14 protein-coding genes are annotated in these 15,432 nt (G+C 66.0%); 2 read left to right on the top strand and 12 right to left on the bottom strand.

Annotated elements, in window-relative coordinates; translation table 11 throughout:
• Window positions 1-78 precede the first annotated feature (78 nt).
• The 4 genes from hisH to F1C58_RS06340 form a co-directional block, all read right to left on the bottom strand.
• Window positions 79-711 carry an imidazole glycerol phosphate synthase subunit HisH gene (hisH, locus tag F1C58_RS06355; RefSeq protein WP_185203541.1) on the bottom strand — a complete coding sequence of 211 codons (633 nt, stop codon included), beginning with the start codon at window positions 709-711 and terminating at the stop codon, window positions 79-81.
• A 2-nt stretch (window positions 712-713) separates the two neighbouring features.
• Window positions 714-1,319, bottom strand: coding sequence for an imidazoleglycerol-phosphate dehydratase HisB (hisB, locus tag F1C58_RS06350; protein ID WP_185203539.1), 606 nt, complete (start codon window positions 1,317-1,319; stop codon window positions 714-716).
• Complete coding sequence (locus tag F1C58_RS06345; RefSeq protein ID WP_185203537.1) at window positions 1,316-2,431, bottom strand: histidinol-phosphate transaminase; 1,116 nt, start codon at window positions 2,429-2,431, stop codon at window positions 1,316-1,318. The genes hisB and F1C58_RS06345 overlap by 4 nt, the downstream gene beginning before the upstream one ends.
• 185 nt (window positions 2,432-2,616) lie before the next feature.
• Window positions 2,617-3,066 (bottom strand): LysM peptidoglycan-binding domain-containing protein, encoded by a 450-nt coding sequence (locus tag F1C58_RS06340; RefSeq protein ID WP_185203535.1) that lies wholly within the window; start codon window positions 3,064-3,066, stop codon window positions 2,617-2,619.
• 430 nt (window positions 3,067-3,496) lie between these two features.
• On the opposite strand from F1C58_RS06340, the gene lexA reads away from it, so the two are divergent.
• On the top strand, window positions 3,497-4,162 hold the full coding sequence (gene lexA, locus F1C58_RS06335) for a transcriptional repressor LexA (RefSeq protein ID WP_255461363.1): 666 nt from the start codon (window positions 3,497-3,499) through the stop codon (window positions 4,160-4,162).
• Here lexA and F1C58_RS06330 read toward each other — a convergent pair.
• The 5 genes from F1C58_RS06330 to hflX all read right to left on the bottom strand — a co-directional run bounded on the left by F1C58_RS06330 (window position 4,114) and on the right by hflX (window position 11,255).
• A complete protein-coding gene (locus tag F1C58_RS06330) occupies window positions 4,114-4,695 on the bottom strand; it encodes a signal peptidase I (RefSeq protein ID WP_185203531.1) in 582 nt (193 codons plus the stop codon). The two genes, lexA and F1C58_RS06330, sit on opposite strands and share 49 nt — an antisense overlap.
• Window positions 4,696-4,806: 111 nt before the next feature.
• Window positions 4,807-5,487 (bottom strand): hypothetical protein, encoded by a 681-nt coding sequence (locus tag F1C58_RS06325; protein WP_185203529.1) that lies wholly within the window; start codon window positions 5,485-5,487, stop codon window positions 4,807-4,809.
• Between the two features lie 725 nt (window positions 5,488-6,212).
• Window positions 6,213-8,528 carry a 5-methyltetrahydropteroyltriglutamate--homocysteine S-methyltransferase gene (metE, locus tag F1C58_RS06320; protein WP_185203527.1) on the bottom strand — a complete coding sequence of 772 codons (2,316 nt, stop codon included), beginning with the start codon at window positions 8,526-8,528 and terminating at the stop codon, window positions 6,213-6,215.
• Entirely contained in the window at window positions 8,525-9,523 is a 999-nt protein-coding gene (locus F1C58_RS06315) for a methylenetetrahydrofolate reductase (RefSeq protein WP_255461300.1), read from the bottom strand. Before F1C58_RS06315 ends, metE begins: the two co-directional genes overlap by 4 nt.
• 202 nt (window positions 9,524-9,725) lie before the next feature.
• On the bottom strand, window positions 9,726-11,255 hold the full coding sequence (hflX, locus tag F1C58_RS06310; RefSeq protein ID WP_185203525.1) for a GTPase HflX: 1,530 nt from the start codon (window positions 11,253-11,255) through the stop codon (window positions 9,726-9,728).
• A 42-nt stretch (window positions 11,256-11,297) separates the two neighbouring features.
• Here hflX and F1C58_RS06305 point away from each other — a divergent pair, with 42 nt between their 5' ends.
• Entirely contained in the window at window positions 11,298-11,906 is a 609-nt protein-coding gene (locus F1C58_RS06305) for a class I SAM-dependent methyltransferase (RefSeq protein ID WP_185203524.1), read from the top strand.
• 184 nt (window positions 11,907-12,090) lie between these two features.
• Here F1C58_RS06305 and dapF read toward each other — a convergent pair whose 3' ends face one another.
• From dapF to miaB, 3 genes are read right to left on the bottom strand one after another with little or no spacing between them, the layout of a single operon-like run.
• Window positions 12,091-12,966, bottom strand: coding sequence for a diaminopimelate epimerase (dapF, locus tag F1C58_RS06300; protein WP_185203522.1), 876 nt, complete (start codon window positions 12,964-12,966; stop codon window positions 12,091-12,093).
• Window positions 12,959-13,870: a tRNA (adenosine(37)-N6)-dimethylallyltransferase MiaA gene (miaA, locus tag F1C58_RS06295; protein WP_185203520.1), complete on the bottom strand. Its 912-nt coding sequence runs from the start codon at window positions 13,868-13,870 to the stop codon at window positions 12,959-12,961. Before miaA ends, dapF begins: the two co-directional genes overlap by 8 nt.
• Before the next feature lie 5 nt (window positions 13,871-13,875).
• On the bottom strand, window positions 13,876-15,432 hold the full coding sequence (gene miaB, locus F1C58_RS06290; protein ID WP_185203518.1) for a tRNA (N6-isopentenyl adenosine(37)-C2)-methylthiotransferase MiaB: 1,557 nt from the start codon (window positions 15,430-15,432) through the stop codon (window positions 13,876-13,878).

The following is a 15,432-nucleotide window of genomic DNA, read 5'->3' as shown; positions in this document are numbered from 1 at the left end:
CACAATGGCTTTACACGGTTCGGGGCGTTACTGCGTTTGGCGCGATACGGGGTTTGGGGTGTTACAGGGTTTGGAGCGTTACAGGGTCTCCAGCCAATTCGAGAGCAACCGGATGCCCGGCTCCCCCGACTTCTCGGGGTGGAACTGGGTGGCGCTGAGCGGTCCGTTCTCCACCGCTGCGAGAAAACGGGTGCCGTGCTCGGCCCAGGTGAGCTTCGGTTCTGAGAAGGGCGGCATCGCATCGAGAGTCCACTCGGTCGCGGCGTAGGAGTGCACGAAATAGAAGCGCTCATCGGCGATTCCCGCGAAGAGCACCGAGTCGCTCGCCGCTTCGAGTGTGTTCCACCCCATGTGCGGGAGTATCGGCGCGTCGAGTTCCGTGATCACCCCGGGCCACTGATCGAGGCCCTCCGTCTCCTCCCCGCGCTCCACTCCCCGACCGAACAGCACCTGCATTCCCACACAGATGCCGAGCACGGGCTTGCCTCCGGCCAACCGGAGGTCCACCAGGTCTCCGCCGTGCACCGAGTCGAGGGCAGCCATGACCGCGGAGAACGCGCCGACCCCGGGCACGAGGAGCCCGTCGGCCGCGAGCACACGGGACCGGTCGGCCGTGAGATCGACGTCGGCTCCCGCAGCCTCGAGAGCTTTCGCGGCGGAGTGCACGTTGCCGCTGCCGTAGTCGAGCACGACGACGGAGGGCCGACTCATGGTCAGAGCGCGCCCTTGGTCGACGGGATACCGGTGACCCGCGCATCCGGAGTCACGGCTGTGCGCAGCGCGCGGGCGAAGGCCTTGAACTCCGCCTCTGCGATGTGGTGGGGATCCCGCCCGCCGAGCACGGTGATGTGCACGGTGAGGCCGGCGTTGAAGGCGATCGCCTCGAAGACGTGGCGAACCATGGAACCGGTGAAGTGTCCGCCGATGAGGTGGAACTCGAACCCGGCGGGTTCACCGGTGTGCACGAGGTACGGGCGCCCCGAGACATCCACGACGGCCTGCACGAGAGCCTCGTCGAGCGGCACGAGCGCGTCTCCGTATCGGGCGATGCCCGACTTGTCGCCGAGCGCATCCTTGATCGCCTTGCCGAGCACGATCCCGATGTCTTCGACGGTGTGGTGCACATCGATCTCGGTGTCACCGCTCGCACGCACCTTCAGGTCGATCAGCGAGTGCTTGGAGAACGCGGTGAGCAGGTGATCGTAGAAGGGCACCGAGGTCTGGATGTCGGATACGCCGGTGCCGTCGAGGTCGAGCGACAGGTCGATGCTCGACTCGCTCGTCTCACGCTGGAGGTGCGCGACGCGCTGGGGGCTCATGCCCCAATCCTACCGAGAGCGTTCGAACCGTTACCCGCCGAGTCGAGCGCCGCGAGAGCGTTGAGAAACGCAGTGGTCTCCGCCGCCGTTCCCGCCGTCACCCGCAGGTGATTCGGGATCCCGATGTCGCGGATGATGATGTCCTGTTCGAGCAGAGCCTTGAACACCGCGTGCGGGTCGTCAACTCCCCCGAACAGCACGAAGTTGGCCCAGCTGCGCCAGACCGGGTAGCCGAGCCTGGGCAGTTCCTCGAGCAGGCGATCCCGCTGCGCTTTGATGTCATCCACCATCGCGAGCATCTCGCCGCTGTGAGCAAGGGCGGCGATCGCGGCAGCCTGGGTGAGGGCCGAGAGGTGGTAGGGAAGGCGCACGAGGCGAAGGGCGTCGGTGATTGCGGGATCGGCCGCGAGGTAGCCGAGACGGGCTCCCGCGAACGCGAATGCCTTGCTCATCGTGCGGGAGACGATGAGCCGTTCGCGACCCTCGAGCAGGCTGAGGGCGGTCGGCAGGTCGGTCGGCGCGAATTCGGCGTAGGCCTCGTCCACGACGACGATCCCCTCGGTGGCGTCGTAGGCGGCGACGATCGTCTCGAGGGAGAGCGGTGTGCCCGTGGGGTTGTTCGGCGAGCAGAAGAACACGATGTCCGGTGTCGTCTTCTCGATCCACTGGACCGCCGTCTGCGGCGAGATCTCGAATGCCTCGTCCCGCTTCCCGGCAATCCATCTGGTGCCCGTGCCCGACGCGATTATCGAATGCATGGAGTAGGTGGGAGGGAATCCCAGCACACTGCGCCCCGGGCCCCCGAACGCCTGCAGGATCTGCTGCAGCACCTCATTGGAGCCGTTCGCCGCCCAGATATTGTCCCGGGTCAGGCCGGATCCGAGGTAACCGGCGAGGCTGTCGCGCAGTTGAGTGAACTCGCGATCGGGATAGCGGTTCACGCCGAGGACGGCCGCGGCCAGCGCGGTCACGATGTCCGTGGCGACCGCCTCGGGAATGGGATGGGTGTTCTCGTTCACATTGAGCCGGATTCGCACCTGCTCCTGGGGTGCCCCGTAGGGGGTGAGACCACGGAGGTCGTCGCGGATGGGCAGATCGTCTAGAGAAACCACGTGTCAATGCTAGAGGGCGCAAGATGCGAGGAACGGAGCTGGGATGTGCGGCGATGATCCGCAGTGCACCGGCTGCTCAATCTGAGTGGCGCGACTCATCCCGAGCGGTGTCGAAGGCGAGAGTCTCAGTTTGAATAATCTCAGCGTGAATATGCTCAGGGTGAATATGCTCAGGGTGAATATTCTCAGTGCGAATACTTGACCGGAACGGCGAGGCTCTGACCCGGCTGCACCTCCGCGCTGCCCAGCTGGTTGAGCTGCACGATGTCTGACACGACATCCCGCGGGTCCGACGACGGAGCGATCTCTCCCGCCAACTGCCAGAGACTCTCGCCGGGTTGCACGATGACATGCTCGAAAGTGACCGAGGAGGCATCCACACCCGCCGACGCTCCGCCACCGTTGAGGGCGAGACCGAAAGCGGCGATCACTAGCGGTGCGGCGACCAGGATCGTGAGCAGAGCGTATCCACGGCGCGTGATGCGCAGTCGTGGTGCGCGCTGCCGCGGCGTGCCGTTCGTCGCCGGCCGGGCCGCGCTGATCCGGGCCGCGCTGCTGGGCGCAACTGACCTGCTCAGTCTCGATGCGGTCGGTGCTGCGGTCAGGAGTGCTGTGGTCAGGATTGCTGTGGTCATCGTCGTGCCTTCCTCTGCCTACCTCGGAGCGCTCAGGGGAATGAAGCGCCTACAGGGTTTTCGTATCCGACACTCGGCCGGGAGTGCCGGATACGAAGCTTTGTTCCGAACATACATTCGATTTGTGCGAAATTCAAGCGTTGTCTTCGACATTTCCCGAAATCGAGTTGCGACACACTCGAACAGGTGTTTGTTTCGAGGGTGAAACGCGGATACAGTTTCGATTGTCTGGAGATGAGACAACCAGCGACCACTGACATTGCCGGAATCGCGCTACATCAGCCCCGGCTATGGCGAATGGCCCAGCAGAGAACCACCCAGACAAAGCAGTACCCAGACCGACGAATGCCCAGACAGCAGGAGTGACATGAGTGAGTTGGATTCAGGCGACAACGGCGGGGCCGGACGCGGACCGCGCGAAGCCGGACCGGTGCAGGAGAAGCCGGGGACCCGTCGACGCAAGAGCCTGAGCGACAAGCAGCTCGCGATCCTCGACTTCATCCAGCGCGCTGTCGCGTCGAGAGGCTATCCGCCGAGCATGCGGGAGATCGGGGATGCGGTCGGCCTCTCATCGTTGTCGAGTGTCACCCACCAGCTCAACCAACTCGAGCTCAGCGGCTACCTGCGCCGCGACCCCAACCGGCCTCGCGCGCTCGAGGTGCTCATCGACATCCAGCAGGATGAGAGCGCTGTCGTCTCCGACAACCCGACCCCGATCGGTGACGCGGCGATGGTGCCCCTCGTCGGTCGCATCGCTGCCGGCATCCCGATCACCGCAGAAGAGATGGTGGACGAGGTCTTCCCTCTCCCCCGCCAGCTCGTGGGCAAGGGCGAGCTCTTCATGCTGAAAGTCGTGGGGGATTCCATGATCGACGCCGCGATTTGCGACGGAGACTGGATCGTGGTGCGTCAACAGAAGTCTGCGGAGAACGGAGACATCGTCGCGGCGATGCTCGACGAAGAGGCCACAGTTAAGGTCTTCCAGCAGCGTGATGGCCACACCTGGCTGCTTCCGCGCAACAGCGCCTTTGCGCCGATCCTCGGTGACTACGCCGAGCTGCTCGGCAAGGTCGTCGCGGTGCTTCGATCGGTGTAAGGCAGTCGGTGAACGCGCCGGTGCCGGTGCCGGGTACGAGCTGGGGATCTTCCGGCGCTCGATGACGCGCTCGGCGAGTCCTGAGCGGCGGCGCCGGTAAGGGACCAGATCTGCCACAGCAGCACGGCGCTGGCCAGAATCGATGCGAGCCCCAGGGGATTCTTCAGGTACGTGAGCCAATAGCCCAGTTCGGGCGGCGAGGCCACGACGCCCCCGATGATCGCGCCCGTCCGCACCTGCCACGGGTCTGGCGTCTCGTTCGCATCGCCTTTGGTGGTGATCGTGCCATCCGCGTTGATGGACATGAGGCGATGGGTGATCACCGTCCCGTCAGCGAGGAAGGCGATCGGCTGCCCCACGCGGTACTGGTGCTCCCGCACGATCACGGCGCTGCGCGAGGGGATCGTCGGTGACATCGACCCGGTGTGCACCACATAGAGCTTGTACGGCAGCGCTCCCGTCGCTGCGAGCACGAAGGCGACCGCGACCAAGAGAGGGATCACGCAGGCGAGCGCGAGTCTCAGTCTCTTCATGTTCGATGGCTCTTCATGTTCGATGGCTCTCCGTCGGTGGGCTGGGCGTGCGGGAGAATGGGGAAGGATGCCGCCCACGCGAGTCGCGGAGCGGCATCCTGTCTCGTGATGTTACGGAGTCACTCCGTGCTGGGTCGCCACGATCTGGTAGGGCAGACCATCACCGTAGCCATCGGCTGAGGACACATAGTTCTGGTCGTTGGTGTTGCCGGAGACCAGATATCCCTGCGCCGAGGCGGGGTAGTGGTTGAAGGCGACTGGCGGCGTCACCGTCTTGCTTGCGAGGGCGAAGGCGAACGACACGTTCCCCGCGCTGCCGGGTGTGAGGTTCGAGGCGACGAGGTACTTCTTCGCCAGCGGCCAGCACCCGGTCGGTGAGAACGCCCCGCACGTGCCGGAACGATCGTTGAGATTCGCGGAGTCGAACAGCGCGGTCCCGTTCGCCGAGAGGTGCACCTCACCGTAGGTTCCCATGTTGTTGAGCGCGCTGAGCGCGGTGGCGTTGTTGAAAACGATCCAGACATCCTCGGCGTTGGCACCGGTGTTCTGGTAGTTGACGGTGACCTTCTGGGACTCCCCCGGCAAGAGCTTGTCGAAGGACAGGTCCATCGAGCTGGCGCCCGCGCCGCCATACGGCGTCACCTTGATCGATCCGACGGTTCCGGTGATCGCGCCGGTGTGGGTGTCGCTGAAATAGGCACCCGTCGTGCCGGCCGCAATCCAGGCCGTACCGCCGAGCACTGCAACAGTGGCGACGAGGGCGAGACCCTTTACTTTCACATTCTTGAGCATTGAGGACTTTCTTCTGGCGTTGTGCGAGCGCTCCCGGCGGGGGCCGGGCGCTCGACTGTTGTGGAAACCCCTGGAGCCCGGAAGGCGCGTCAAAGCGCGCCGGAACCGTCCAGCGACGCTGCTATGGCGCGCGCAAAAAAGGGGTGCGGGTAAGCGACGATTCCGCGCGCGGTGAGACGAATCTTCCTTCGGGGGCGTTTCAGATGAGGAAACAGATTCGGGATGCGGGTAAGCGACGAATCTGCCCCGAGCGCTCTCTGCGAGAACGGCTCAGCTACAAACTAGACCCCACCGAGGGCCACCACAAGGCGAAACGGCAACTTCGTTGCACTCCTGCAACAGATCACGACAGCGCCGGGCCAGCGCGCTCATCTCACCGTCTGCTCAGCGAAAGTTCCTCCACCATCTGAGCGTCTTTTTTCTGGTCCGGCGCCCGGGAGGTGTGCTGGGCACCTGTCACGGGCAACGATGCCGCGCTAGGTCTGATGCAGGCGCGCACGTAGCGGCAGATGTGGTCGGCAAGGAGCCTGCACGCAGAAATGGGGCCAGGTTCGCACCTCCATTGCCCGATGCTCGCGGGCATGGCCCCCCTGCGCTCGCGGCAGTCCCTTGAGGGGGCTCCTGAGAGAAATGGCGTCGCGGCGGGAGTCGTAACTCCCGCCGCGACGCCATCAGACCTCCGCGAAGGGTTGTCCTCCCGCCCTGACGGGCAGGAGAGGTGAGCGCTACTGCGCGTTCACCCGCTCGCGCACGGCACGCGTTGCGGCGACCACGTTCGTGAGGGATGCGACAGTCTCGTCGTAGCCGCGAGTCTTCAGGCCGCAGTCGGGGTTCACCCACACCTGACGGTTGGGGATCGAGCCGAGGGCGATCTCGATGAGGTCGGTGACCTCCTCGATCGAGGGCACGCGCGGGGAATGGATGTCGTAGACGCCCGGGCCGATGCCGCGCCCGAAACCGCTGCGCTGGATGTCGGGAACGACCTCCATCTTCGACCGGGCGGCCTCGATGGAGGTCACATCGGCATCCAGGTTGTTGATGGCATCGATGACCACTCCGAACTCCGAGTAGCAGAGGTGGGTGTGGATCTGGGTCTTGGCCTCGACCCCCGCCGTCGCCAGGCGGAAGGATCGCACGGACCAGTCGAGATAGGCGGCCTGGTCGGCCTTCTTGAGGGGCAGCAGCTCGCGCAGCGCGGGCTCATCCACCTGGATGATGCCGATCCCCGCCTCCTCGAGGTCTTCGATCTCATCGCGGAGCGCGAGCGCGACCTGGTTGGCCGTCTCCCCCAGCGGCTGGTCGTCGCGCACGAAGCTCCAGGCCAGGATGGTGACCGGGCCGGTGAGCATGCCCTTCACCGACTTCTCGGTGAGACTCTGCGTGTACGACGACCACTCCACGGTGATGGGCGCCTCGCGCGCGACATCCCCCCACAGGATCGACGGACGCGTACAACGGCTGCCGTAAGACTGCACCCAGCCGTTCTGCGTCACCGCGAAGCCGTCGAGGTGCTCGGCGAAGTACTGCACCATGTCGTTACGCTCGGGCTCGCCATGCACGATCACGTCGATGCCGATCTCTTCCTGCAGTTCGACGACGCTCTTGATCTCCGCCTTCAGGAAGTCGATGTACTCGTTCTCGCTGATCTCGCCCTTGGCATTGGCCGCGCGGGCCTTGCGGATGTTGCCGGTCTGGGGGAACGATCCGATCGTCGTCGTGGGAAGGAACGGAAGGTTGAGGGCGGCGTCCTGCGCGGCAAGCCGCTCGGAGTAGTCACCGCGCCCGAAGTCGGCTTCCGTGAGAGCGGCGGCTCGCGCACGCGCGTCTCCGTCGCGCACTCCGGGAGCGATGCGGCGGTCAGCGAGTGCGGCCGAGGCAGCGTCGAGGTCGCCCTGGATAGCGGATGCGCCGCCCGCGAGTCCCGCCGCGAGAACCGCGATCTGCGCGACCTTCTGGTCGGCGAAGGCCAGCCAGCTCTTCAGGCGGTCATCGAGAAATGGCTCGTCCGCGACATCGTGCGGGGTGTGGAAGAGGCTCGTGGATGAGGTGACGGCCACGTTGGGCGACAGCGCCTTCAACGACTCGAGGGTGCCGAAGGCGGCCGCGAGGTCTCCGCGCCAGATGTTGTGACCGTCGATCACGCCACCGACCAGCGTCTTCTCCGTGTGGAAGCCCTCTGGAATTGCCCCCTTCACGAGGTCGAGCCCGATGGCCTCGATCGAGGTCGAGTCGAGCACCGGGAGCGCGTCATCGAGGCTGCCGTAGGGTGCGGCCACAAAGATCTGCGGGCGCAGGCCCAGGGCACCGAGGGCGTCATAGGCCCGCTTGGTGGCGGCCAACACCTCGGCGCGGGGCACCTCGATGCTCTCGCTGACGAGCGCCGGCTCGTCCAGCTGCACCCACTCGGCACCGACGGCGGTCAGCGCGGCGAGCAGTTCGGCGTAGACCGGCAGAAGGTCGTCGAGGCGATCGAGGGGCTGGTAGCCCTCCGGGGCATCCTCGCTCGCCTTGCTGAGCAGCAGGAAGGTGACCGGGCCGACGATGACCGGGCGGGTGCGGAATCCGCTAGTGGTGGCCTCTGCGACCTCACGCACCAGTCGGTCGGAGGCGAGGTGGAAGTCGGTCTCCGGACCGATCTCCGGCACGAGGTAGTGGTAGTTGGAGTCGAACCACTTGGTCATCTCGGCGGGGGTGTTGTTGCCTTCGCCGCGGGCGATGGTGAAATAGCCGGCGAGGTCGACGGTACCGTCGGCGGCGACGAGCGAAGCGAAACGGGTGGGAACGGCCCCGACTGCGACCGCGGCATCCAGCATCTGGTCATAGAAGGAGAAGGCCTCGGGGATGGAGGAGTCGGACTTGCCGAGACCGAGAGAGACCAGGCGTTCACGGGTGACGGCTCGCAGCTCGGCGGCGGTCGCTTCAAGCTCATCGGAGGTGATTCGGCCGGCCCAGAATGACTCGACGGCCTTCTTGAGCTCGCGGCGACGGCCGATCCGGGGGTAGCCCAGGATGCTGCCGGTGGGGAATGAGGGGGTCGTCATACGGATTCCTTGTGTTTGGGTGATTCTGGTGGGGTCAGCCCGGCGATGAGACCGACTCCGTCGAGAACGGACAGTACGGCCCGGTGCTGGTTGAAAGTGTAGAGGTGGAGGCCCGGTGCCCCTCCCGCGAGGATCTCGAGCGAGAGCGAGACGGCGTGCTCGATCCCGATCTCGGCCTGTTCCTCGGCGGAATCGGTGGCGTGCAGGCGCCTGGACAGCTCTTCGGGGCGACGCTCCCCGGTGAGTTCGAGGATTCGCTCGAGCCGGGTGGGGGCCGTGGCGGGCATCAAGCCCGGCAGGATCGGGATCGTGACGCCCGCAGTTCGGGCCTCATCGACGAATCCGAGGTAGTCCTCCGCGTGGAAGAACAGCTGTGTGATGGCGACTGTTGCGCCGGAGACCTGCTTGGCGAGCAGGGTATCGATGTCCTGGTTCGACCGCTTCGACCGCGGGTGCCCATTGGGGAAGGCCGCCACTGCCACTCGCACCTTCTGACGGCTGGACGGGATCACGCCACCGCCGGAGGCACTGCGCGATGGGAGCGTCGCATACTGAGCGCGCTCGGTCTGCACCCGGTGGATGAGCTGCACGAGCTCGGAGGCACTGCCGAGGTCGCCGAGGAACTGGTCGCCCTCGACCGCACCGCGCGGGGGATCGCCGCGGAGGGCGAGAAAACTCGTGATGCCCGCGTCGAGGAACTCACGAACCAGCCGGTTCGCCTCGTAGTGAGATGATCCGACGCAGGTGAGGTGGGCGAGGGGATGCACGGAGGTCTGCTCGCGGATGTACCGCAGCACCCCGAGCGAACTCTCGCGGGAAGACCCGTTGGCCCCGTACGTGACCGACATGAAGTCGGGACCCACCGCAGCCAATTGCTGAATGGTGTCCCAGAGAGTGTGCGCCGCCGCCTCGTTGCGGGGAGGGAACAGTTCGAACGAGAACGGGATGCGCACGCCGGACCGGCTGTTCTCGCCGGAGCTTTCGGGAGCGGGCACTGGTCTGGTCCTCGGTGCATATCGCCGGCTGTCGAGTGGCCCACTGGGCCCACTGCATCGCCGTTCTGGTGGGATGCGGAGCCGAACGGCTCCTGTGGGCGGGTGCCGGGCTCGGCTGTCGCTCCTGGGCTCGCAGACCTCGCGAACCTCGGTCCCGTCAGACTAGCAAGCGGTGCTCGTGACCGGCAGAAGTGTTACGCAATCAGACGACGGCGGCGGGCACCGGCGTCGCGAACGGGCGCAGCGCTGCCGCGTGCTCCTCGGTGACGAGCACCGAGATCCGCGTTCCGCCCTCTTCATACTCGGTCGAGACGATCCGCGCGTGGTCGTGAAGCGAGGAGATGACATCCCCACGGTCATAGGGAACGAGAAGGTCGAGTTCGATCGACGGGGCGGGAAGGGTGCGCGCGATCGCGGCGAGGATCTCCTCGATGCCCTCACCGGTGCGAGCGGAGGCGAAGATCGCCTTCGGTTCGAGCCCGCGCAGCACGAGCCGCTGGCTGTCGTCGATGAGGTCGCTCTTGTTGAACACCACGATCTCGGGGATGTGTCGCGCCTCGACCTCTCCGATCACGTCTCGTACGGTCGCCAGTTGGCTGCCGGGGTCGGGGTGCGATCCGTCGACGACGTGCAGGATCACATCCGAATCGGCGATCTCCTCGAACGTGGAGCGGAACGCCTCGACCAGCTGATGGGGCAGGTTGCGCACGAAACCGACAGTGTCGGTGAGGGTGTAAGCCTGTCCCTCCTCGGTCTCGTTCTTGCGCACAGCGGTGTCGAGAGTGGCGAACAGCGCGTTCTCGACGAGCGCGCCGGCACGCGTGATGCGATTGAGCAGTGAGGACTTTCCGGCGTTCGTATAGCCGGCGATCGCAACGGATGGCACGGAGTTGCGATTGCGGTTCGCGCGCTTCGCCTCTCGGGCGGGCTTGAAGGCGAGGATCTGCTTCTTCAGTCGGGACATGCGGGTGTGGATGCGGCGGCGGTCGAGTTCGATCTTCGTCTCACCGGGACCACGGCTTCCCATTCCGTTGCCGGCGCCCACCTGGCCACCGGCCTGGCGGGACATCGACTCTCCCCAACCGCGGAGCCGAGGAAGGAGGTACTCGAGCTGGGCGAGTTCCACCTGCGCCTTGCCTTCCCGGCTCTTGGCGTGCTGGCTGAAGATGTCGAGGATCACCGCCGTGCGGTCGATAACCTTCACCTTCACCACGTCCTCGAGCGCACGGCGCTGGCTGGGGGCGAGCTCGCTGTCGACGATCACGGTGTCGGCGCCGACGCTGGCGACCACATCCCGCAGTTCGATGGCCTTCCCCTTGCCGAAGAAGGTGCTGGCATCGGGAGTCGCCCGCCGCTGGAGCAGCCCGTCGAGTACGGTGGCGCCGGCAGTCTCGGCAAGCGCGAAGAGCTCGCGCATCGAGTTCTCGGCCTCTTCGGTGTTGCCCTGGCTGTAGATGCCGATGAGCACGACACGCTCGATCCGCAGCTGCCGGTATTCGACCTCAGTGACGTCTTCGAGCTCGGTGGACAGACCGGCGACACGGCGTAGCGCCTGGCGGTCTTCACGGTCGAACTGGTCGCCGTCGGAGTACGACTCGACCCCGCGACTCTGGAGGGCCTGGGCGTTGCCCGACCCGAACAGCGTGTACCCGGCCGACTTGCTCGCGGCTTTCGCCAGCACGCGGCTGACGGCGTCGTCATCCTCGCGTGCGTCTGTCTCAGGTTCAATCATCTGGTTAACCCTAGCTCCTCGTATTTCGATAGGTTTCTCTGCATGGCCTCTGAGCATTACTTCTCCGAAATGCCCGAGAGTGAGCTCAAGTTCCGCCAGATCCGTGTTCCGCTGGCCGGTCAGACTTTCGAGCTGACCACGTCAAACGGCATCTTCAGTCCCGAACGCATCGACGCCGGAACCCAGGTGCTGCTCGCGAACACTCCCCCGGCGCCTCCGGGGGGAAATCTGCTCGACCTCGGCTGCGGATGGGGACCGATCGCCCTCACTCTCGCCCTGCAATCCCCTCACGCCACCGTGTGGGCTGTGGATGTCAACTCCCGCGCCCTCGACCTCGTGCGCCGCAATGCCGAGGCCATCGGCGTCACTAACATCAACGCCGTTACACCTGAAGATGTTCCCGCGGACCTCAGTTTCATGTCCATCCGCTCGAATCCGCCGATTCGGGTCGGAAAGAACGAACTCCACGGGATGCTGGAGTTCTGGCTGCCGCGGCTCGACCCGGATTCTGATGCCTGGCTCGTCGTGCAACGCAACCTCGGATCCGATTCCCTGCATCGCTGGCTCGAGGGCTGGCTCCCCGCGGACTTCGCCATCTCGCGCGCAGCCACCAACAAGGGCTATCGCGTGCTGCGGGTGCGCCGAAAGTGACCCACCGGGATCCTCCGCACGGCTGATCCGAGCGGCAGATTCTCGAGAGTCATCTCGAGCGCCGGCAGTCCACGGCGTTTGTGAAGGGTGGATGGACCCCTCGCCCGGCTGGATCCGCCGCCGTCGGCGAACCGGGCCGCTGGTCGCGGCGCGTTGGGCCCAGCCACCAGCACGTCGGCGCAGTTCAGTAGGTGAGATCACCCTCGAAGACCAGCTCGGCCGGTCCGCTCAGCGAGACGTGCTCGCCGTCTTCTGCCGCCCACATCCGCACCCCGAGGGTGCCGCCCGGCACCTCGACCCGCCACTGGTTCGGAGCGCCGGACCCAGCCCAGTGCCGAGTGGCCAGGGCCGCCGCGGCCGCCCCGGTGCCACAGGAGAGCGTCTCGCCGCTGCCGCGCTCATGCACGCGCATGCGGATGCGTCCGACGCCGTCTTTCACCAGCGGGTCCATCGGCACGACGAACTCGATGTTCGCGCCCTCGGTCGCCTCTGGGTCGAGCACGGGGATGAAGGTCAGGTCGGCGCTCTCGAGCTCCTCGTCACTGGACAGGGCGACGACGACGTGGGGGTTGCCGATGTTGATTCCGAGACCGGGACGCGCCACAGACAGGTTCTTCGCCCGCACAAGCGGTTCGCCGCCCTCGAGCGACCAGCGCCCCAGGTCGACCTGGAATCCGGAACTGTTGCGCTGGAGGTCGCGCACACCGCTCCGGGTGCCGATCGGGAGGGTCTCCCCCTGTCCGAGCGTCGCCAGCCCGTTCTGAATCAGGAACTTGGCGAAGACGCGGATGCCGTTTCCACACATCTCCGAGACCGATCCATCGGCGTTGTGATAGTCCATGAACCACTCCGCCGCATCGTCCTCGGCGAGGGCCGCAGCACCCGCAGGCAGGTTCTGGGAACGCACCGCCCGGATGACGCCGTCGCCTCCCACACCGAAGTGGCGGTCGGCGATCGCGGCGATCTGCGCGGGAGTGAGATCGATGAGGCCGTCGGGATCGGCGAAGAAGACGAAGTCGTTGCCGGTTCCGTGGCCCTTGGTGAAATGCAGGTCAGGCATGATCCAAGAGTATCCGGCGCGCGGACGACACCCGGTCAGGGTCGTCCGAATCCAGCCAGGTCGTCTGGGGATACCGCCGAAACCATCCCACCTGGCGACGGGCGTACTTGCGGGTGAGCACCCGGGTCTGCTCGATGGCTTCTGCCTCGGTGAGGTCGCCTCTGATCTGCCCGAGCGCCTGCGCATAGCCGATGGCGCGAGACGCCGTCACCCCGAGCCCGGTGCCCTCGAGCGCTCGCGCCTCGTCGACGAGACCGTCTCTCCACATTCCGGCCACCCGTTCGTCCAGCCGGGGCACCAGGATGTCTCGCGGAGTGGCGAGCCCGAGGAAGGTTGTCGGCATCCAGTGGTCGGACTCGGCGGGCAGGCCAGACCCGAATGGCCGCCCGGTGAGCTCGACGACCTCGAGTGCACGCACGAGGCGCCGACCGTTGGACGGACCGATCGCCGTCGCGGCTTCCTCGTCCACAGCACGGAGATCGCGGTAGAGCAGGCCAGGACCACGCACGAGGAGATCCTGCTCCAGCCGCTCGCGAACGATCGGGTCGGTGGGAGGAAATTGGAAGTCGTAGACGACCGACGACACGTAGAGTCCGGATCCGCCGACCAGGATCGGAACGGCCCCGCGATCGAGGATTCCCGTGATCGCGGCGCGGGCATCCGCCTGAAAGGCCGAGACGCTGGCTTCCTCGCCAGGGTCGAGCACATCGAGCAGATGGTGCGGAATGCCGCGACGCTGGTCGACCGGAAGCTTGGCCGTGCCGACATCCATGCCGCGATAGAGCTGCATGGCGTCGGCATTGACGATCTCGGCCGCCCGGCCCGCGGAACGGAACGCGTCTGCGAGATCGAGCGAGAGGGCCGACTTGCCGGTGCCGGTCGCACCGACGATGACGATGAGCATCGCCGCTAGCGCTGCCCGTCGTTGAGGTCGTAGATCGGGGAGGTGGCGATCCGGAGGGTGGGCAACCCGAGCGAGACCCGTGCCGGAGAGGTTGCGGCACCTTCGGCGGAGGGCACCGCGCACGAGTCGGCCTCGGCCCGATCCCAGGCGTCTCCGGCGGTCGTGCGCCGGATCGACAAGGAGACTCCGTCGGCGGAGTCGGCGAGCAGATAGAACGGCTTCGCCTCGGAGATACGCACGGTGACGACATCCCCCGGACGCGGAAGCTCGCTGTGTGGCGGCACCTCGAAGTGCACGAGCCGGCTGTCTTCGGCGCGACCGGACAGCCGGTGGGTGTCGGCATCCTTCGACCCCTCGGCGCCGACCAACACCTGAACCTCGGTGCCGATCAGCTTCTGGTTCTCTTCCCAGGAGATGCGGTCCTGCAGCGCGACCAGCCGCTCGTAGCGCTTCTGCACCACGTCCTTCGGCACCTGTTCGTCCATAGTCGCCGCGGGAGTGCCGGGACGGATCGAATACTGGAACGTGAAGGCGGTAGCGAACCGGGCGAGCTCGACCACACGGAGGGTCTCCTGGAAGTCCTCCTCGGTCTCTCCCGGGAAGCCGACGATAATGTCGGTGGAGATCGCCGCGTTCGGGATGCGGGCCCGCACCCGGTCGAGGATGCCCAGGAATTTGTCGGACCGGTAGCTGCGGCGCATCGACTTGAGGATCCGGTCCGACCCGGACTGGAGCGGCATGTGCAACTGCGGCATGACGGCGCCGGTCTCCGCCATCGCGTCGATCACATCGTCGGTGAAGGCAGCCGGATGCGGACTGGTGAAACGGATGCGCTCGAGCCCGCGGATCTCGCCGGCCGCACGGAGCAGCTTGCCGAAGGCCTGCCGATCTCCGAACTCGACCCCATAGGAATTGACGTTCTGACCGAGAAGGGTGACCTCGATGGCCCCGTCATCCACGATCGCCTGGATCTCGGAGAGGATGTCGCCCGGCCGGCGGTCCTTCTCCTTGCCGCGCAAGGCCGGGACGATACAGAACGTGCACGTGTTGTTGCACCCGACCGAGATGGATACCCAGCCGGAATAGGTGGACTCGCGCTTGGTCGGAAGTGTCGAGGGGAAGACGTCGAGGGATTCGAGGATCTCCAGCTGAGCCTCACCGTTGTGGCGTGCCCGCTCGAGCAGCGTGGGGAGCGATCCCATATTGTGGGTGCCGAACACCACATCGACCCAGGGCGCCTTATCGAGGATGACGTTCTTGTCCTTCTGGGCGAGGCAGCCACCGACGGCGATCTGCATCCCCTCGTGCTTCTGCTTGACCGAGGCGAGATAACCGAGGTTTCCGTAGAGCTTGTTGTCGGCGTTCTCCCGCACCGCACAGGTATTGATCACCACGACATCCGCGGTTCCACCCTCTGCGCGCACGTAACCCGCCGCCTCCAGCGAGCCACTCAGTCGTTCTGAGTCGTGCACGTTCATCTGGCAGCCGAAGGTGCGCACCTCGTAGGTGCGTGGGGAAGCGGTGGCGGCAGGGGTGGCGCCGAGAGAAGCAGTGAGGGTCAT

The sequence above is a fragment of the Glaciihabitans sp. INWT7 genome, assembly GCF_014217685.1.
In the GTDB taxonomy this organism is placed as follows: domain Bacteria; phylum Actinomycetota; class Actinomycetes; order Actinomycetales; family Microbacteriaceae; genus Lacisediminihabitans.
Note: the sequence above shows the minus strand (reverse complement) of the source record. Positions and strands in the feature narration are given on the sequence as shown.